General features: G+C 31.8%; 22 protein-coding genes. All 22 read right to left on the reverse strand.

What is annotated here, in order from left to right; genetic code table 11:
• Nucleotides 1-60 precede the first annotated feature (60 nt).
• Nucleotides 61-1,365: a pyrimidine-nucleoside phosphorylase gene (locus BUA82_RS13645; RefSeq protein WP_073009303.1), complete on the reverse strand. Its 1,305-nt coding sequence runs from the start codon at nt 1,363-1,365 to the stop codon at nt 61-63.
• An 18-nt stretch (nt 1,366-1,383) separates the two neighbouring features.
• Nucleotides 1,384-2,202, reverse strand: a complete 819-nt coding sequence (locus BUA82_RS13650) for a purine-nucleoside phosphorylase (RefSeq protein ID WP_073009306.1) — start codon at nt 2,200-2,202, stop codon at nt 1,384-1,386.
• 14 nt (nt 2,203-2,216) lie between these two features.
• Entirely contained in the window at nt 2,217-3,032 is an 816-nt protein-coding gene (locus tag BUA82_RS13655) for a purine-nucleoside phosphorylase (protein WP_073009309.1), read from the reverse strand.
• A gap of 166 nt (nt 3,033-3,198) precedes the next feature.
• Complete coding sequence (locus BUA82_RS13660) at nt 3,199-4,068, reverse strand: tyrosine-type recombinase/integrase (RefSeq protein ID WP_073009312.1); 870 nt, start codon at nt 4,066-4,068, stop codon at nt 3,199-3,201.
• Nucleotides 4,069-4,131: 63 nt separating this feature from the next.
• Nucleotides 4,132-4,764, reverse strand: coding sequence for a stage II sporulation protein M (gene spoIIM / locus BUA82_RS13665; RefSeq protein WP_073009315.1), 633 nt, complete (start codon nt 4,762-4,764; stop codon nt 4,132-4,134).
• A gap of 425 nt (nt 4,765-5,189) precedes the next feature.
• Nucleotides 5,190-6,002 carry a sporulation transcription factor Spo0A gene (gene spo0A, locus BUA82_RS13670; RefSeq protein ID WP_073009318.1) on the reverse strand — a complete coding sequence of 271 codons (813 nt, stop codon included), beginning with the start codon at nt 6,000-6,002 and terminating at the stop codon, nt 5,190-5,192.
• A 183-nt stretch (nt 6,003-6,185) separates the two neighbouring features.
• Entirely contained in the window at nt 6,186-7,361 is a 1,176-nt protein-coding gene (gene spoIVB / locus BUA82_RS13675; protein WP_073009321.1) for a SpoIVB peptidase, read from the reverse strand.
• Nucleotides 7,362-7,545: 184 nt separating this feature from the next.
• On the reverse strand, nt 7,546-9,243 hold the full coding sequence (gene recN / locus BUA82_RS13680; protein ID WP_073009324.1) for a DNA repair protein RecN: 1,698 nt from the start codon (nt 9,241-9,243) through the stop codon (nt 7,546-7,548).
• Nucleotides 9,244-9,260: 17 nt separating this feature from the next.
• On the reverse strand, nt 9,261-9,710 hold the full coding sequence (locus BUA82_RS13685) for an arginine repressor (protein ID WP_073009327.1): 450 nt from the start codon (nt 9,708-9,710) through the stop codon (nt 9,261-9,263).
• Nucleotides 9,700-10,557 carry an NAD(+)/NADH kinase gene (locus BUA82_RS13690; RefSeq protein ID WP_073009329.1) on the reverse strand — a complete coding sequence of 286 codons (858 nt, stop codon included), beginning with the start codon at nt 10,555-10,557 and terminating at the stop codon, nt 9,700-9,702. Before BUA82_RS13690 ends, BUA82_RS13685 begins: the two co-directional genes overlap by 11 nt.
• A 10-nt stretch (nt 10,558-10,567) precedes the next feature.
• The gene (locus tag BUA82_RS13695; RefSeq protein ID WP_073009331.1) at nt 10,568-11,383 is read right to left on the reverse strand and encodes a TlyA family RNA methyltransferase; all 816 of its coding nucleotides are present in this window, start codon (nt 11,381-11,383) and stop codon (nt 10,568-10,570) included.
• 19 nt (nt 11,384-11,402) lie between these two features.
• Nucleotides 11,403-13,259 (reverse strand): 1-deoxy-D-xylulose-5-phosphate synthase, encoded by a 1,857-nt coding sequence (gene dxs / locus BUA82_RS13700; protein ID WP_073009334.1) that lies wholly within the window; start codon nt 13,257-13,259, stop codon nt 11,403-11,405.
• 15 nt (nt 13,260-13,274) lie between these two features.
• Nucleotides 13,275-14,150, reverse strand: coding sequence for a polyprenyl synthetase family protein (locus BUA82_RS13705; RefSeq protein ID WP_178140733.1), 876 nt, complete (start codon nt 14,148-14,150; stop codon nt 13,275-13,277).
• Complete coding sequence (locus BUA82_RS13710) at nt 14,147-14,359, reverse strand: exodeoxyribonuclease VII small subunit (RefSeq protein ID WP_073009337.1); 213 nt, start codon at nt 14,357-14,359, stop codon at nt 14,147-14,149. The genes BUA82_RS13705 and BUA82_RS13710 overlap by 4 nt, the downstream gene beginning before the upstream one ends.
• The gene (xseA, locus tag BUA82_RS13715) at nt 14,352-15,566 is read right to left on the reverse strand and encodes an exodeoxyribonuclease VII large subunit (protein WP_073009340.1); all 1,215 of its coding nucleotides are present in this window, start codon (nt 15,564-15,566) and stop codon (nt 14,352-14,354) included. The genes BUA82_RS13710 and xseA overlap by 8 nt, the downstream gene beginning before the upstream one ends.
• Nucleotides 15,556-16,404, reverse strand: a complete 849-nt coding sequence (locus BUA82_RS13720; RefSeq protein WP_073009342.1) for a bifunctional 5,10-methylenetetrahydrofolate dehydrogenase/5,10-methenyltetrahydrofolate cyclohydrolase — start codon at nt 16,402-16,404, stop codon at nt 15,556-15,558. The genes xseA and BUA82_RS13720 overlap by 11 nt, the downstream gene beginning before the upstream one ends.
• 56 nt (nt 16,405-16,460) lie before the next feature.
• Nucleotides 16,461-16,868: a transcription antitermination factor NusB gene (gene nusB / locus BUA82_RS13725; RefSeq protein WP_073009344.1), complete on the reverse strand. Its 408-nt coding sequence runs from the start codon at nt 16,866-16,868 to the stop codon at nt 16,461-16,463.
• A 104-nt stretch (nt 16,869-16,972) separates the two neighbouring features.
• On the reverse strand, nt 16,973-17,362 hold the full coding sequence (locus tag BUA82_RS13730; RefSeq protein WP_073009347.1) for an Asp23/Gls24 family envelope stress response protein: 390 nt from the start codon (nt 17,360-17,362) through the stop codon (nt 16,973-16,975).
• 79 nt (nt 17,363-17,441) lie between these two features.
• Nucleotides 17,442-17,942: a SpoIIIAH-like family protein gene (locus BUA82_RS13735; RefSeq protein WP_073009350.1), complete on the reverse strand. Its 501-nt coding sequence runs from the start codon at nt 17,940-17,942 to the stop codon at nt 17,442-17,444.
• Between the two features lie 40 nt (nt 17,943-17,982).
• The gene (spoIIIAG, locus tag BUA82_RS13740) at nt 17,983-18,561 is read right to left on the reverse strand and encodes a stage III sporulation protein AG (RefSeq protein WP_242948978.1); all 579 of its coding nucleotides are present in this window, start codon (nt 18,559-18,561) and stop codon (nt 17,983-17,985) included.
• Nucleotides 18,562-18,580: 19 nt separating this feature from the next.
• Nucleotides 18,581-19,156, reverse strand: coding sequence for a stage III sporulation protein AF (spoIIIAF, locus tag BUA82_RS13745; protein WP_073009353.1), 576 nt, complete (start codon nt 19,154-19,156; stop codon nt 18,581-18,583).
• A 10-nt stretch (nt 19,157-19,166) separates the two neighbouring features.
• Nucleotides 19,167-20,336 (reverse strand): stage III sporulation protein AE, encoded by a 1,170-nt coding sequence (gene spoIIIAE / locus BUA82_RS13750; RefSeq protein ID WP_073009355.1) that lies wholly within the window; start codon nt 20,334-20,336, stop codon nt 19,167-19,169.

Below are 20,336 nucleotides of genomic sequence, written 5' to 3' on the forward strand. Positions count from 1 at the left end.
CCATGTTTACCCCAGATAAAAATCACTTAATTAAAGCAAAAAACCTTGGATAAACCAAGGTTATTCTACTACTCCATATATAAGAGGTATTTCTTCTAACTTTTCATTTTTTATTATATAATTTTCAATTATTCTTTCACTGCACTTTTGAATATTACCTTCATCATTGGAATGAATATAAGCTATTACATCACCTTTTTTAACGCTGTCTCCACGCTTTTTGTTTAGTACAATACCCACAGCTAAATCTATGATGCTTTCTTTAGTAGCACGGCCTGCACCCAGCTCCATGGCAGCGAGTCCAATGTTCTCAGCATGTATTTTATGAACTATACCTTCTTCACGGGAAACTACTGGAACAACATATTTTGCTTTAGGCAGCTTATCTGTGTCATCTATGGAAGCTATATTGCCTCCTTGAGCTTTTATAAATTCTTTTAATTTTTCTAAGGCTTTACCAGAGGTAATGGTGTTCATAAGCATGGCTTTAGCTTCTTCTTTGGTGTTAGCTTTTTTAGCTAAGACAACCATGTTAGCTCCTAATTCTAGGCAAAGATTTAATAGATCTTCCGGTCCATTTCCTTTTAAGGTATCTATGGCTTCTTTAACCTCTAAGCCGTTACCAATGGCTAGTCCTAGTGGCTGATCCATATCTGATATTACCCCTATGGTATTTCTTCCGATATGCTTACCTATTTCCACCATTTCATTGGCTAGTAAAAAAGCATCTTCTTTATTTTTCATGAAAGCTCCACTGCCCACTTTAACGTCTAAAACGATGGCATCTGCCCCTGCAGCTATCTTTTTACTCATGATGCTGGAAGCTATAAGAGAAACGTTATCTACTGTACCAGTTACATCCCTAAGAGCATATAATTTTTTGTCAGCTGGAGCTAAATCACCAGTCTGACCTACTACAGCTAGTTTAATTTTATTAACGTTATCTATAAACTTATCTTCTGACATTTCCACAGAAAAACCTTCAAAGGATTCTAATTTGTCTATAGTACCTCCGGTGTGTCCTAAACCTCTTCCAGACATTTTAGCCACAGGAATGCCTAAGCTTGCTACCATAGGTCCAAGTACTAAGGTGGTAGTGTCACCTACGCCGCCGGTACTATGTTTATCCACTTTTATCCCTTGGATATTTGATAAGTCTAATATGTCCCCGGAATTTACCATAGCCATGGTTAAATCAGAAGTTTCTCTTCTAGACATCTTATTAAAATAAATAGCCATTAATAAAGCGGAAACCTGATAATCAGGTATTTCACCTTTTGTATATCCATTTACGAAATAATTTATCTCTTCAGTGGATAGTTCTTTATTATTTCTTTTTTTCAATATAATATCGTACATTCTCATAATTTATTTCACCCTATTCTACATTTTATTTATGATACCAGCAACTAATTTAACAAATTTATCCGTTGCTTTATTGGCGGTTTCCATAACTCTTGTATGATCTAAGGGCTCCAAGTTATCAGCAAGGGCCATATCTGTGATAACTGAAATGCCAAGAACTTTCATAGACATGTGGTTTGCTACTATCACTTCAGGAACCGTAGACATACCCACAGCATCCCCTCCAATGAGCCTTAAGTACCTAAGCTCAGCAGGAGTCTCGTAGGTAGGGCCACTTACAGGGGCATAAATTCCATTTCTTACCTTTATATTTAATTCTTCTGCCACAGTATTAGCTAAACTTATGTACTCCTTGCAATAAGCTTTTGACATATCTGGAAACCTAGGTCCTAGTTCATCATAGTTTTTACCTATAAGAGGACTGTCTCCCATGACATTTATATGATCATTTATAATCATTAAATCCCCTGCTTCAAAATTAGGATTCATGCCACCAGCTGCATTGGTTATAATTAGCTTTTCTATGCCAAGATTTTTAATAACCCTTATAGGAAAGGTTATAGTATTTAATGAGTAACCTTCATAATAGTGAAATCTCCCATTCATAGCTAGGATATTCTTTCCGTTAATTTTACCTATAATCATTTCACCAGCGTGACCTTTAACTGTAGATTTAGGAAAACCTGGTATATTAGAATACTTTATCTTTATAGGTTCCTCTATAAACTCCACAAGCTTTCCTAGACCTGAGCCTAAAACCACAGCTATATCTATATTATCTTTAAATATATCTTTAATATACAGAGAAGCGGATTCTATATCCTTTATGCTTTTCATGTGCTACCCTCCTACTACATTTTGCTAATGATATTAGATACTAAATCGATAAAGCTTGCTTTTACCTTATTTGATGTCTCTATAACCTCTTTATGATTTAATGGCTGATCTAATATACCTGCTGCCATGTTAGTAATACAAGATATTCCTAGCACCTTTAACCCGCAATGATTAGCTGCTATAACCTCTGGTACAGTGGACATTCCTACAGCATCAGCGCCTAAGGTTCTTGCCATCTTAACTTCTGCAGGTGTTTCATAAGTAGGACCTGAGAACATCATATAAACGCCTCTTCTTAGTTTTAGTGATAATTCTTCTGCACAGCTAAAAGCTGTTTTTATTAATTCTTTATTATAAGCTTCAGACATATCTGGGAATCTAGGTCCTATTTCCTCATAGTTTTCACCTATAAGAGGGTTGTCACCTGAAAAATTAATATGATCTGTGATTATCATAAGATCTCCTGGGTTAAAGGATGTATTGGATCCTCCAGCAGCATTGGTAACTATAAGCTTTTCCACTCCAAGAAATTTCATAACATATACAGGCATAACTATAGTCTGCATAGGATTTCCTTCATAGTAATGGAATCTTCCCTGCATCATTATAACCTTTTTGTTTTTATAGTCACCAATGACAAATTGTCCTGCATGACCTTGTACAGTAGATACAGGAAAATTAGGGATATCATTATACTTAATAATAATCTTATTTTCTACTTCCTCTGCCATATCCCCTAAACCAGAACCTAATATTACCCCTATTTCAGGGCTATAGTTTACTTTACTCTTTATAAACTCCACCGCTTCTTTAATTTTATTTAATTCCATTTCTTGTTCCTCCTTTGATAGTAAATATTTTAATTTATCTCATAGCTAAAAACTCTTAGTATCCCACTTCTTCAAGTAGGAATAATGAGAGCCAAGCTTCTGGATAAGTTCTTTTAAGCTTCACTTAATGCTACTTGGATATAAAAGGCGTGCTTTCCACGGAATATTAAGCTCTTGGATGAGTATTATTATATATTTCTCTAAGCTTTTTCTTAGGAAGCACATCAAGATATACCTGCAATACATTGACACCCTTTAGTCCCAATAGCTCTTGAATGATATTAACATCTGCACCGTTAAGAAGAAGATGTAGAGCAAAGGAATGTCTAAAGGAGTTTAAATTTATTTCTTTATTTATACCTGCTTTTGAAATATAGTATTTAACTATTTTCCATATGCCTTGCCTTGTTAGTATATCATAATTGTTGTTTAAAAATAAATTATTAACTTTTGTATTTATCTTTTTTCTTTCTTCTAAATATGTCTTTAAGCTATCTATAGACTTGGTGCCTAAAGGTATAACCCTTTGATTTTTACCCTTATTTCTCTTTAAAAATTTAAAATCTATATCTATGTCATTAACCTTTATATCTATAACTTCATTAACCTTTAACCCTGTGCCATATAAAACTTCTAATAAGGCTTTATCTCTAATTCCCTTAAAGGTGGAGGTATCCGGCAGATTAATTATTCTATCTATTTCCTCCTCCGTTAAAAAATCAGGAGTTTTTCTTTTAGGGCTGGGTGCATTATAAAGCAAAATACCTTTGTCTATCTTGTAGTTCTTATGGAGCAAAAACCTATAGAATTTTTTAATGGTGTTGATTTTTCTAGTGATGGTAGCCTGAGACTTATTAATTAAGGAACTATGCACATAATTATATATATCATCAGTACCTACTCTTAAATAATTTATATTATTTTGTTCCATATACACCTTAAAATCAGTAATATCACTTACATAAGCCTTTATTGAGTTTTCGCTTAATCTTTTCTTAGTTAAATACTCATAGAATTCATCTAACAAATCATCCATATTAACCACCACAATATAATATATTTTACTTAATATAGTTCTACATTTAAAGTAAATATCCTTTTATCTAGCAATGATATATCTAATTAGATTAGGAGTAAATAACCCTTCTATAAAAAAACCTAGAAACATAAATACTGATATTATAATAAAACAATATAAATACTGTACTACATTTTTATTATTAGCATAAGGTGAAGATTTAATAAATTTATTTTTAAGTTTTTCTAAGGAGAGTTTAAAAGATACCACAGAAATTATAAACATACAGGCCACATATATTATATTTTGAGGTATTAAAGATAGTATGGCAATCCCTAAGGATTTATAGCCCATGGTGGCAATAATAAAAGAAAATGCAAAGCCTAAAGTATATCCTTTAATAGTATTTACAATTAATATAAAAGGCACTCCCAAAATAGTAAATCCAGAACACCATATTACAAGTATGATAATAGCGTTGTTCTTTACTGCTTCCATGATTAATTCCCTGCTATTAAAGTTTTTTTCTTTTATACTCTGTAAAAATAAAGAAAAATAATCATTTAGATTATTCATGTCATAGTTATTCATATATTTTACCGTATAAACCCCTAATACCATGCCGATGGTAAAGAACAAGATAAATAACATTATCATCCATAAGTTCTCTTCCATTAACTTTAAAATACTATTTTTCTTAAATACGTTTTCCATTTTTACCCCCTGTATAAAATATTTTTATCCGATAGCTAACCGCTCCTAATACCCCACTTCTTCAAGTGGCGGAATAATGAGCGCTAAGCTCCTGGATAAGTTCTTCTAAGCTTCAAATGGAGAAAGTATTTCTTTTAAGAAAACTCCATCTGAAGCTAAGAATCACTTTATATATAATATGTCAATGGAAAACTATATATGATAATATGCCTTGAGTTTATAAGTAAAAAACAATGGTACTATGAAAATCCCCCATTTAAAATAATAGACTTTCTCCGCTAGCTTTGTATTCATAAACGAAGAAAGTCTATTAGTATTTTTTAATAAATTAACACATTTTTTCTTATAGAAACTGTATTTTCATGACTCTTTTTATACAGTTTATTGCTTTATAAAATCTACAAGCCCTTGATATTTAAGCTATATTAGCTTACCTTATTTTTAAGTCTAAGCTTATCAGCTACCATGGCGATAAACTCTGAATTTGTTGGCTTGCCTTTATCATTATGAACGGTGTAACCAAATAATTTATTAATAGCATCCACTTGTCCTCTGCCCCAAGCCACTTCTATGGCGTGCCTTATGGCTCTTTCCACCCTGCTGGCTGTAGTGTTGTACTTTTTAGCTATGGAAGGATATAATTCTTTAGTTACTGCGGATAAAAGCTCCATGTCGTTAACTACCATAGTAATAGCTTCTCTTAGATACATATAACCTTTAATATGAGCAGGAACTCCTATTTCATGTATAATTGTGGTTATTTCTGTTTCTAGGTCCATAGGTTCTTTTTTCGTTGGTCTAACTTCCGTTGTGTCAATAAGAGATATGGATTTTTTAGAAGTATCGCTAGATATGGTGTTGTTGAACATCTGTCTTATTCTTTTTGTAAAAACATCCATATCAAAGGGCTTAACCACATAATAATCCGCCCCTAGAGTTATTGCTCTTTGAGTAATTTTATCCTGGCCCACCGCAGATAATACTATTATTCTTGGCATAGGATCTATGTCCATGGTGCTTAGTCTCTCCAATACACCTAATCCATCTAAATGTGGCATTATTATATCTAAAACTACTAGATCTGGTTTTCTTTCTTCAATGAGTTTTAAAGCTTCTAATCCGTCTTTTTCGATACCTGTAACCATGATATCTCTTTGGTTTAATAAATAATCATTTAAGATATTACAGAATTCTTTGTTATCATCAGCAATTAGCACTGAAATTCTATTTTCTTGCATAAGATTATCTCTCCCTTTTATATTATTCCATTAATTAACAATTACTAATTCGACAAAAGTAAAATAATTCCTTCTATATTAACAAAAATATTATTAAAAAATTATAAAATATAAAAAGATATCATAATGATATCTTTTTATACTATATATACTATTCTACTATTAAATTGAAAACATTTAAACTCATTTTGATAAAATATTTCCATCTTTTATCATCCAATGTATATAAATGCCATATCCTGTATCAGGTTTGTTAATAAGAACATGAGTTACCGCACCAACGATTTTATTATTTTGTATTATGGGACTTCCACTCATGCCTTGAACTATACCTCCTGTTTTCTTTAAGAGCTCGCTATCTGTGACCTTTATTATCATACTTTTAGAACTAGGAGCATCTTGAGGTAAAAGCTTTACTATTTCTATATCGTAATATTTGGGGCCATTTTCATCAATGGTAGTAATTATTTGAGCCTTACCTTCTTTAATTTCATTCTGACTGGCAACTTTTAATGGTTTGGTGTTTCTACCATCAATTAATTTTTCATCACTAACACCAAATATACCGCATTCTGTATTTTTAGTAACCTTAGCTAAAGGAACATCTTCATTAATAAATATCCCTTTAAGCTCTCCAGGATTTCCTTTTTCGCCCTTTTTAACGCTTATTATGGAAGAGTTTATCAGCACACCTTTACTTATTTTTAATATGGAATTAGTATCTACGTCTGTTATAGGGTGGCCAAGAGCACCGAACTTTTTACTTTTTGGTTCATAAAAGGTTAAGGTTCCTACTCCTGCTGTAGAATCTCTTACCCATAAACCTATTTTATATTTACTATCCTCTGAGGATTTAATAGGGGATAATTTTTTTATAATATTTTCACCATCTCTATCTATTAATATGTTTAACTCTTTTCCATCGCTTTTATTTATGATATTCATCAAATTACTTGAACTTTCTATGTTTATTTCATCCACCTTTAATATGGAATCTCCTACCTGTATTCCCGCTGTAGAACCTGGGCTTTCAACATTACCTCTTTCAGTGCTAACTTCAGCATAACCTACTACCAAAACACCTTTTGTAGAGATCTTAACTCCAACACTTTTACCTCCTGGAATAAGCTCTAAATCATTATAAAAGGTTTGCATGGCAGCTTGAGCTTCATAATTTTTGTTTAATTTATTTATAAAACTAAAAAGTTTTTTATTACCTTTATTATTTTGGTAATTTATAGCATGATTATTATCTTCTATGTTTTTTGTTATAGTGGCATTAAAGGGCAAAATAGTGAACAATATTGCTATAATAGGAGTTATGATGCTTTTAACCCTAGATTTATTTAATTTATTCATCTTTCCTCCTCCTTTTTTCTTTTCTCTATTTAAGTTGCCCTTATTATTTGCTACTTATGCTGTAGTAAAGCTGCTATTATATACAAAGATAATTGTAACTAGTAGGTTTATGAAAAATTGAAAAATAAAGACCATAGACATTAATAAAATTAAGCCCATAGTCTTATAATTCCATATATAATGGTTAATTATGTATTTTTAACATTAATTTTTTTGATTCAGCTAAGCGTATCATTTCTTTTGAGTTTTCTAAAGTTACTTTTGTAACTTCTACTCCACCTATCATCCTAGCTATTTCTTTTTCCTTCTCTTCAGACTTTAAATAAGATATTTCAGTAAAGGTCTTATTATCAATACTATATTTAGAAACTAAAAAATGATTATCCGACATGGCTGCAATTTGGGGTAAATGAGTAACGCATAAAACTTGATGAGTTCTAGAAATTAAAAACATCTTTTCAGCGACACTTTGAGCTATCCTTCCGCTTATGCCAGTATCCACCTCATCAAATATTATGGAAGGTATTTCATCATTATGCACAAATACGGTTTTTAAAGCCAGCATAATCCTTGAAAGCTCGCCACCAGATACAACTTTTTCTAAGGGTTTCAAAGGCTCTCCAGGATTGGTAGATATTAAAAATTGAACTTTATCCTTACCGTTAAAGTATAACTTCTCCTCTAGCTTTACCTCCACCTTAAAGGTGCTTTTTTCTAATCCTATCTGTTGCAATTCATTCATGATACTCTTTTCAAGCTTAACTGAATTTTCTTGTCTTATTTCATGTATTTCTAAAGCCAGCTTTTCTAATTTTTTTGTTAAAATAACCTTTTCTTTTTCAAGACTTTCTAAAATCTCTTCACTATTAGTGAGATTTTCATACTGATCAATAAGTTCTTCTTTGTATAGCAAAATTTCCTTTACAGACTTACCATACTTTTGTTTATAGCTGGAAATCTCAAATATTCTATTATTTATTTTTTCTAGCCTATCTTCATCATAAACTATATTCTCTTTTAAATTTCTTATATCATTTATTATTTCTTCTAAAGAATAGCTTATGGAAGTAAGATTTTTATTTAATTCCTCTACTTTAGTTAAATGCTTTTCTATAGAAGACAGCTCTTTAACGGATAGAGAGATAAGATCATAAGCAGATTGTCCTTCTGAAAGCTCATTTAATAAGGAATAGGAATTATTTAAAGCTAAATTAATTTTTTCTGAATGGCTTAAAGTTTTATATTCTTCATTTAGCTCCTCTTCTTCATTTTCCTTTAACTTACCAGCTTCTATATCTTCTATTTGGTATTTAAGAAAATTAATTACATTTTGTAAGTCCTTGCTGCCTTTTAGTTCATTTATTTTATTCTTAATATTAGTATACTCTTCAAATAAGTTTCCATACCTTTTAAAAACATCCTGAAGTTCTTTTTCAGCAAAACCATCAAGATAACTTATATGGTTGTTAATATCTAATAAATTTTGATTTTCATGTTGTCCATGAATATCTAATAAGGTTTTAGATACTTCTCTTAATGCAGATAAAATAGTTGCCTTTCCGTTGATTTTACTTATACTTCTTCCATTTTGAAAGGTTTCTCTACTTAATATAACTATATTATCTTTTTCTATATTAAGCTCCTCTAATAAAGCTGAGGTCTTTTCCGATTCTAATGTAAATACAGCTTCTACATAGGTTTTATCTTCCCCAGTTCTAATAAGATCTTTATTAAATTTACTTCCCATGACAAAGTTAATAGCGTCAATAAGTATGGATTTTCCGGCACCTGTTTCTCCAGATAATACATTAAAACCTTCAAAAAAGGAAATAGTAATATTATCTATTAAGGCAAAATTATTAATAGTAATTTGTAATAACATAAATAATCACCTGTACTCTAAGAGATTAATTTTTTAATTTTACTAACCAATTCTTCTGCACTTTCTAAAGTCCTAGTTAATATAAAAATAGTATTATCCCCGGCAATACTTCCAGCAATGCCTTGAATTTTCAAAGAATCTATGGCTTCTGCCGCTGCGGAAGCTGACCCGGAAATAGTTCTAACTACAACAAACTTATCTATATTTTCAATGCTAATAGTAGTGTTAGAAAGTATATTTACCAATTTATGAGATATATCGTCCTCTTCTGGAGCTATGGCAACATACTTATAACTGCCTCTAGGAGTTAAAACTTTAATTAATTTTAACATTTTAATATCCCTAGACACCGTGGCTTGTGTTACATTAAAACCTGAATTTTTTAATTCTTCTGCCAGCTCTTCTTGAGTTTCTATCTCTTTTTTATTTATTATTTCAAGAATTTTAGAATGCCTATTAGACTTCATCATTCTCACCTGCACACTCTCTCGTTTTATTAATTAATTTTGTTCTTAAAATAGTAAAATAATCAATTTCTTTAAAATTAATTAGATTTATCTTCTCTTGAGACTTAGATATTATCACTTCGTCACTTTCCTGCAGCTTAATAAAATTTTGTCCATCTATACTTAAGAAAATATTTTGTTCTAATTTTTCAAATTTGATAGTAATCTTCTTATTACTATCAAGAACTATTGACCTTAAAAGCTGTGTATGAGGACAAATAGGTGTAATGCATATATTATCTAAATCAGGATATATAATTGGTCCACCAGCTGAAAAAGAGTAGGCTGTAGATCCAGTAGGAGTACTTACAATAATACCATCTGCTGTATATGAAGTATAAAATTTATCATCGATGAATATTTTATACTTTAAAATCCTAGATAGGGTTTCTCGTGCAATAACCACATCATTAAGAGCAAAATTACCTTGCTTTCCATTAATGCTGCATTTTAGCATCATTCTTTGGTTAATGATAAAATCTCCTAATACCCACTTCTTAAAATAATAATTAAAATTTTTCAAGTCACAGCTGCTTAAAAAACCCAAATTACCGATATTTACACCAAAAATAGAAACCTCTGAGCCATATATACTTCTAGCGGTATTAAGTATGGTGCCATCTCCACCTAGGGCTAAAAGTAAATTAAGCTTTTGGGAAACATCTTTAGTAAGACCCTTAGAATTCCTAAAAATCATTATGTTTGCTTCAGGCAAAATCTCTTTAATACTGTTTTGGATTCTATTTAATACAATTTCTTCAGGGTCCTTAGAAAGATTAACATTAATTCCTATATTATATTCTTTCATGCAACCTCCATTAATTGTTCAGGCCCTCATGAGATGCTCTAACGAGATTATCTATTATATCTCTAGAAAATATCTTAAGAGGATCATATATTTTGGAAAAATATATTAAATATTCAATATTTCCTTCTGGACCTTTTATTGGTGAATAATCAATACCTTTTATAGTCAAATTGTTTTTTTCTAAGAAATCCACTATTTTATTTATTACTTCCACATGAGTTTTTTCTTCTCTTACTACTCCTTTTTTGCCCACCTTTTCTCTTCCTGCTTCAAATTGAGGCTTTATTAAAGCCACAATCTCCCCTTCTGGTTCTAATAATTCCAGTATAGGTGGTATTACCGTAGTAAGGGATATAAAGGACACATCTATGCTGGCAAACTGTGCCAGTTCCTCTATATCATTAGGGGTTACATATCTTATATTGGTTCTTTCCATACAAACCACTCTAGGATCAATCCTCAGCTTCCAAGCTAACTGTCCATAGCCTACATCTATAGAGTAAACTTTAGAAGCACCATTTTGCAGCATACAATCTGTAAAGCCTCCCGTAGAGGAGCCTATATCCATGGATACCTTGTTATTTAATGATATATCAAAAGAATTTATAGCCTTTTCTAATTTAAAGCCGCCTCGGCTAACATAGGGCATTTGCTCCCCTCTATATTCTACCTTAGCATCTTCATGTACCTTTTCTCCGCATTTGTCCACTTTAATGTCATCTACATAAACTTTACCTGACATTACCGCTGCTTTAGCTCTTTCTCTAGATTGGAAAAGGCCTTTTTCTACCAGTAATTGATCTAGTCTAATTTTCTTAGAAGTCATAAACTCCTCCTTGTAAGTACTAATACAGTTTCACAACTTCCTCACAGATAGAATCCGCATCTAAATGATACAATTTATATAGTATACCTAGCTCTCCATGAGGAATAAATTTATCTTTAAAACCCATAATAGTAATTTTAGATGAATAATTCATAGTGTTAGCAAACTCTAACACTAAGGTTCCTAATCCACCATGAACCATATTATCTTCTACGGTTATTATTTTATAACCTTCTTCTATAAGCTTTGCTATTAAATCCTTATCAATAGGCTTTATAAAGCATGCATTGATTATTAAAGGATTTATACCCATTTTAATGAGTTTTTCCTTTGCCATAATGGAATGCTGCACCATTTTTCCAGTGGCTATGATAGCAATTTTCTCTCCTTTGCTTACCACTTCCCATACCCCTAGTTTCACTGTTTCTATGCTTTCCATATCTATAATATCACAGCCCCTGGGGTATCTTATAGCCACTGGAGAATTTTGATTTAAGGCCCATCTTAACAGTGTCTTTAATTCCTCCATGGATTTTGGTGCCACAATGGTGATATTGGGTATATGTGAAAGATATGATAGGTCAAAAACCCCTTGATGAGTCTCCCCATCTTCTCCTACAATACCTGCTCTATCTATGGCAAAAACCACAGGGAGCTTTTGTATACAAACATCATGTAGTATCTGGTCATAGGCTCTTTGAAGAAAGGTGGAGTAAACTGCAAATACCGGTTTTAATCCTTCCTTTGCCATGCCTGCTGCAAGGGTAACAGCATGTTGTTCTGCTATACCTACATCAAAAAACCTATCTGGAAATTTCTTAGAAAAGCCTTTTAAGCCAGTACCATCAGGCATTGCTGCAGTTATAGCTACCACCTTATCATCTTTTTCCGCAATATCTTCCAGTTCCTTTCCAAAGGTCTTTGAATAGTTTTTTCCACTACCGCTGACACACAATTCTCCACTGGCTAAATCGAAGGGTCCTATTCCATGGAACTTATTAGGATTTTCTTCAGCAAAATTATAACCTTTCCCTTTTTGAGTTCTAGCATGAATTAATACAGGACCTTCTAAGTTTTTGGCAAGGGATAACATTTTAGATACTTCTTTAATATTATGCCCATCTATGGGACCTAGATATTTAATGCCCATTTCTTCAAAAAGCATGCCTGGTACCACAAACTGTTTTATACTACCCTTTAGCTTCTCTATGGAACTAACAACATTTTTTCCAATGGTAGTTCTCTCCAGGGTACTATTAAAATCCTTCTTAAGCTTGTTATAACTAGGGTCTATCCTTAGTTTGCTTAAATATGAAGATAAACCACCTACATTTTTTGAAATGGACATCTGATTATCATTAAGAATAACAATTAATTTTGTCTTATGAAAACCAGCATCGTTAAGCGCTTCTAAAGCCATACCACCGGTAAGAGCTCCATCACCTATAACCGCCACCACGTTATGATTTTTCTTCATTATGTCCCTAGCTCTTGCCATACCTAAGGCTGCAGAAATAGAGGTGCTGCTGTGGCCGGTATCAAAATGATCATAAGAACTTTCCATTATTTTGGGGAATCCACTCATTCCACCATACTTTCTCAGCTTTTCAAACTGTTTTTTTCTCCCAGTGAGGATTTTATGTACATAGGACTGATGTCCTACATCCCATACTATTTTATCCTTACTAAAATCAAATACGTTAAATAAACTTATGGTTAGCTCCACTACTCCTAGATTAGAAGCCAAGTGGCCACCGGTTTTAGACACCTTGTCAATTAAAAAGCTTCTGATATCCTTAGCTAATAGATTTAGCTCTTCTATGGACATATCCTTGATTTCTTCAGGAGAATTATATTTATCTAATAATGTATACATAAGATTACCTCTATTTTAATAGTTTCTTTCTAATAAATAATTTGTAAGATTTAATAATGATGATGTATCATACTTCAGTGAGGTTAAGTCTTCAATACATTGATTTGTTAGATCTACACATTTTGCCTTACATTTTTCCATTCCAAATAAACTAATATATGTATACTTGTGGTTGTTTAAATCACTGTTAGTATTTTTTCCTAATAATAAAGCATTACCTTCTACATCTAAAATATCATCTTTTATTTGAAAGGCTAGCCCTAAATTCTCCCCAAATCTCTCTAAAATGGCAATTTCCTGTGAAGATGCACCAGAGAGAATGGCTCCTGCTAATATAGAAGCTTTTATTAATTCACCGGTCTTTTTGCTGTGAATATAATTTAGCTCCTCAAAGGTGGATTTTTTATTTTCATTTAATATATCTACTACCTGACCGCCTATCATGCCTTGGCATCCAGCGCTTATGCCCACTACCTGCATAGCCTTAAGGGCGTTAATACCTTCTTTCAATGCATATAGAGTCATAAGGTTAAAGGCTTCATTTAATAAACCATCCCCAGAAAGTACTGCCATAGCTTCTCCAAAAACCTTGTGATTAGTAGGTTTACCTCTTCTTAAATCATCATTATCCATACAAGGCAAATCATCGTGAATTAATGAATAAGTATGGATCATTTCTATGGCACAGGCAAAAGGTATCACTTTCTTCCACTCTTTTGGGTTAAATAATTCATAAGTTAATACCGTTAATATAGGTCTTATTCTTTTACCTCCTACATTTAAGCTATAACTTATAGAGTCATATATAACTTTATTATAGGTACCTTTATCTTGAAAGTATTCTTTTAAATAATTATCAATTGCTAATTTTATTTCTTCAATATTTATCATTGTTCTAATTCCTCTATAGAATCTCCCTTTAGGATTTTAATTTTTGCCTCTGAATCTTTTAACATAGCATAAAGTTTATTGGTAAGCATAATGCCCTCTTCATAAAGCTTCATAGAATCCTCTAATCCTAAACTTCCTGCTTCCATCTTTTCTATTATAGCTTTTAGCTTATTTACTAAATCATTATAGCTTTCACTTTTTCTAGGCATTACTTATCTCCTTTTTATCTACATTAAATTTTCCTTCCACACTGCCGTCATAAAATTTTAATAGGGTATTTTTGCTATTTACGAAATCTTTAGCAGACTTTACAACGGTATTATCCTGATAAACCACAGTATATCCTTTATTGAGTACATTCAATGGATTATAAGCGTCTAAAAGGTTTTTATACCCTGATAACTCCTGAACCTTTCCTTGAATGTGGCTTTCTATAATATGGTGTAGCCTAAGGGCATAACCATCTATTTCTTCATACTTATGAACTATAAAATTAATAGGATTATAATTTTCTAAAGTTCTCTTGTAAATCTCAAGAGCATTGCTTTCACTGTTAACCCTATCTAAAATATATCTAGTTAACTCTTCTTTAGATATATTAATGAAGTTTATGAGTTCATCATAAAGCTCTACTGCAATTTCCGCTGCTTGGGAAGGAGTGGCAGCTCTTCTGTCTGCTACCATATCACAAATAGTAAAATCTGATTCGTGACCTACTCCAGAAATTACTGGTATACTGCAATTATAAATAGCATAAGCTAATTTTTCTTCATTAAAGGACCAGAGTTCTTCAATGGAGCCTCCACCTCTAGCTATGATTATTACATCTACATCTTTTTTCTTATTAAAAAAGTCTATACCTTTAATTAAACTCTCTACAGAGCCATTGCCTTGAACTAATGCAGGGTATATAACTATCTCTACATAGGGGTTTCTTCGCTTTGATACATTAATAATATCTTTAATGGCAGCACCTGTAGGTGAGGTAATAACCCCTATTTTAAATCTATAGGGTGGTAATGCTTTTTTAACTTCTTCATCAAATAAGCCTTCTTTGCCAAGCCTTTCCTTTAGCTGGTTGAATTTTACATAAAGTTCCCCCAGGCCAATATCATTGACTTCACTGCAATATAGTTGATAAGAGCCGTCTTTTATATAAACGGATATCTTACCTGCAGCTTCCACCTTCATGCCCTCTTTTAAAGGGGTATTCAGCATCAAAGCATAGGTTTTAAACATTACGCAGTTTATTTTACTATTTTCATCTTTTAATGAAAAATATATATGTCCACTGCTATGATATTTTAAGTTAGACACTTCACCTTTTACCCTAATATTGTTAAGGATAAAATCATTGTCCATTACCTTCTTTAAATATCCATTTAATTCAGATACGCTTAAACTTTTAATATACATGGTTCTTGTAAGCCTCACAAACATTATATAATAGCAATGTGGTGGTAAGAGCTCCTACTCCCCCTGGTACAGGAGTTATAAAGGAAGCTTCATCAATTACATCTTCATAATCTACATCTCCTGTAATCTTACCATTTACACTGGAGGTTCCCACATCTATGACTATAGCATCTTTTTTTATAAATTCTCTATTTACAAATTTTGGTTTTCCTATGGCAGAAACCAATATATCCGCTTCTCTGCAAACAGCTTTTAAATCTTGGGTTCTAGAGTGACATATGGTAACCGTAGCATTTTCTCTTAATAAGAGGTGTGCCACAGGCTTACCTACTATGGTGCTCCTTCCAATTACCACCGCTCTTTTGCCTTGAATATTGCTATTAGCGGTTTTAATTAAGGTTAAAACACTTTCTGCAGTACAAGGCACAAAGCTTTTTTCATCTTTATATAATTTGCTTATATTAATTTCTGATTGACCATCTACATCTTTTTTATAGGATATAGCGGATATAACATTATTTACATTCATGGACTTAGGAAGAGGCAGCTGCACAATAATACCATGGATATCATTGTTTTCATTAGCTTGCTTAATTCTTTCTATAAGCTCTTCTTCCATTATGGTTTCTGGATAATTTGCAGATACAAAATTAATACCTAACTTTTCAGATAATTTCTTTTGATTATTTATATAAAAATCTGAGCCTTCATCTTCACCAACTTTAATAGATAATAAAGATGGTGTGGGTTTTCCCTTAGCTTTTAAATCTTCAGTAAACTCCTGTATGCTCTTTCTTATACCTTCTGCAACTTCCTTACCATTTAAATTCTTACCCATAAATTCTCACTCCTATTTAAATATTCTTTGACTTAGGCATCTTTGACTGTTTATTTTTACGATGCCTTAAATATCCTATCTAAGATTCCATTTACGAAAGATACTGACTTCTCATCTGAATATTTTTTACATAATTCTATAGCTTCGTTTATAGATACTCTTGCGGGTACTTCTTCATCAAATAGCATTTCATAAATAGAAATTCTTAATATTGCCAGATTAATTTTGGATATTCTGCCAATCCTCCAATTTTCTGAATTCTCTTCAATTATATCATTAATTTTTGTAATATTACTATTTACACCTATTACAATTTTTTTAACAAACTCCCTATCCAATTCCTTTAAATCTGCGTCTTCAAAATACATCTCAATATCTTCAAAAATATCTTCTATAGAGGTATCGTTAATGGAGTTTTGAAATAATATTTTCATAGCGGCTTCTCTAGATTTTTTTCTATTCATAGCATCCTCCTGTAGGGCGAAATTTAAAACTTATCATTATTATCAACATAATACATTAATTTAAAACACAAGGAAACACCCTCTGGAATTCAGAGGGTGTAAAATTACTCAGCTGTTATTTCTTGATTTGCTGTCTTAGGAACAACTATGTTTTGTACAAATACATTTACAGAAGCAACGGTAAGACCTGTCATGGCTTCTACAGTCTTTTTAACATTTTCTTGTACTTGAAGCACAACTTCCGGTATTTTAATTCCGTATTCTACTGCTATAGTAAGTTCTATACTTGTAGAATCTTCTTCTACTGCAACTTTAACTCCTTTAGCAAGGTTTTTCTTGCCTGTAAACATTTGAGTTATTCCACCTGTAACTCCTTGATTTATTTCCACAATCCCATTTATTTCTGCAGCCGCAATACCTGCTATTACGCATACTACCTCGTCAGAAATCTTTACAATACCAAGGTTTGCGTCATTATTTAAGGTTTCGTTCATTTCAGTTAACCCTCCTATTTTGCTTAGCAAAACTTGTTAATCTTAGGTACATTATATCAAAAGAATTAAGGTTTTACAATTATTCTTTTGCTTCTATTATAACATCTTTAATTTGAGAAATTCCAACTATCACTTCTTGTATTTGGTTTGTCTGTTTTTGAGTTAATTTTTCCTTTGATTTAACAAATACTCTAGCTTGATTGTTCTCAATTAAGCATATGGCATCATCATAGCCCTTGCCTTTTAAAGATAGCTCAATGGAGTTTGCGTGTTTTTGGTCAGTGGTTAGCTTTGTAAATTCTGCAGTAGCTTTATCTTTATTTTCTTTAGAGGTATTCTTATCATCTATTATCCCTTTTAATGTTTGTATAGCTCTGGTTTGAGTTTGCTCTTTTTCAGCCTTTGCGTAAGTAAAGTAATCGCTTTTACTAGTTTGCTTTGTATCTTTTAAATTTTTTAATGCAGAAAGATCTGTAGTGCCCACATCACCTATAGGTCCATTTACTTTGGCTGCCAATATGCCTGTACATATTATTAATGCCATGAGTGTTAATATTATACCTGCCTGTTTTTTGTTCATATTAAGATTCCTCCCATCTTATATTCTAATGAATTATATGCTACTTTTTCATTGGATATACATAAACTTTCTCTAGTTCAATATCATAAAGTTTTGAAACCGCCTTACAAATATTGAACTTTATAATTTCATCTCCTGCACCTTCAGCTATGACCACTACCCCTGTAATCTTTGGCTTATTCACTTTAAGCACAAAGGGTTCGTTTTTCATACCACTGTTTGTCATAACTACTTTACTTCCGTCATTATTTTGATTATTTACTCTCTTCCCCCCTTCATTATCAGTTTCTTCTGTGATATTTGCGCTTTTGGTTATATCAATGGCTGGCACTTGTTCTTCTCCACTTTGGAAATATAACATAACATCTACCCTTCCCACTCCATCCATCTGAGTGAGGATATATTTTAAGTCATTTTTTTGATTCTGTTCATAATTTAATAATGCATTTACCACCTTGGTTTCCTCTTCCTTAACGGCATTGGCTTTAACATTTTTACTGGTGTTAAAAAAGTCCATTACAATATAGCAAAGTACTAGTAGCAGTAATATTATTAAGTAGTTCCAATTCATTTTTTTCTTATCAAATTTAACCATATCTAACAGCTTTTTAATGTCCACAATCTACACTCCTCACTTTTTATAATTTGTATACATTAATTTTATCTAAGGGAATCTTAGTTTTTGTTTCTATAGAAGCCTTTATTTTTTCACTTTTTATATCTTTTGTATTATTGGATTTTAAGGCAGAGGTGGATTTTCCACCTATTTTAACCTTTTCTATGCTGCTTATGGATTTATCAGAATATCCTATATTTATCTCTTTTATTTCCACCATTTCTTTTTTTTCATTGTAAGCAGAAGATACTTCTATATTAAACCTGCAATCACCAAATTCATCCTTTAATAGCTCTATTAAGCTTAACTTAAGACTTTCATTAAACTTTTTTTCTGTTACTTCCACATTCTTAAGCTTATAATCCTTTTGAGTTTTTGAAGTATATTCTAAATTCACATATTTTTCTAGAGCCCTATCGATGTTAATATCTTTATTTAATAGAGATAATAATGGATTTATAACCACTATCATAAGTATTAAGCCTAAAACTAACTTAGAGTATTTTTTTAAGTTATTATCCGGGAGTATCAGCTCCACAGCAGTTAAAAAAATTAGTGCAGCGCATATATTACCAATCCAGCTTTTAATCATTACCATTAACATCACCTCATCCCGAAATAACGAACTTTCCAGCAGAAGACATTATAGAAATCATTATGAAAAACATCACGGATACGCTGATAACACAAGACATAATAAGTATTAATGAATCCCCTGCAGAAGCGATGCATCTTACTATTCTTGAGTCACTGATAGGTTCTATAAAAGCAGCTGTAAGCTTGTACACTAAAGCACATAAAAACAACTTCAAAATTGGCACTAAAACTATAAATATTATAACTATTAACCCTAAAGTACCCGTAGCGCTTTTTAATATTAAAGAGTACCCTGCTACAGAGCTTATAGCGTCGGACATAGCTTTTCCTACAATAGGAATAAAGTTATCTACTGCAAACTTAGCTGTTTTTAGAGTTACAGCATCTATGGTACTAGAAGTTACCCCTCGTATGGTAACTACAGCAATAAATATGGTAATCATTATTCCTTGTATCCATATAACACTTTGTTTTATAAGCTTACTTAATCCGTCAAGCTTAAAGCCTTCTGATATATTATTGGCAAATTGCAGCATAAATCCCATCAATATTAGGGGAATTATTATATCCATATATATTTTGGGACATAAGTTTACTGCTATTATAATAACGGGATCCATAGCTGCTGCTTGAGCAATCCCTCCCACCGTAGCCAGCAAAGTAATTAATACTGGAATTAAAGCCATCATAAAGTTAGATATTTTTTCTATGGTGCTCTTTGCAATTTCTACAGAAATTATAAAACTCTTACTCAAAATTATTATAAGGAGAGCATAACAAGCAAAATAAGCTATATTACTTAAGGAATCATTAGAGAAGGCATTTTGTACATTCTTAAGTAGGGCTGCTATAAGAGCCAAGATAATTATTAAAATTGAAAGCTTAACAAAGGATATCAATTCTCTAATCATTATGCTAGAAACCGTTGCTATGATCTTTTTAACGGATAAATTACCTTGTCCATTTTTTAAATAAAAATCTAAATAATCTTTTATATTTAATGAATTTAACAATTCTTCCTGGAGCTTAATATTATTTATGTAGTTATATAAGTCATCCATTTTTTCCACTTCTACTGTTTCCTGGACTTCTGTTTCCTGGATTTCTGATTCCTCAGCTCTAACCCCAATCCCCATAGGTAATAATAAAATCAGTAATACTAGAACTATTAGCTTTTTCAT

This window comes from Clostridium amylolyticum (genome assembly GCF_900142075.1).
GTDB lineage: Bacteria > Bacillota > Clostridia > Clostridiales > Clostridiaceae > Clostridium_AA > Clostridium_AA amylolyticum.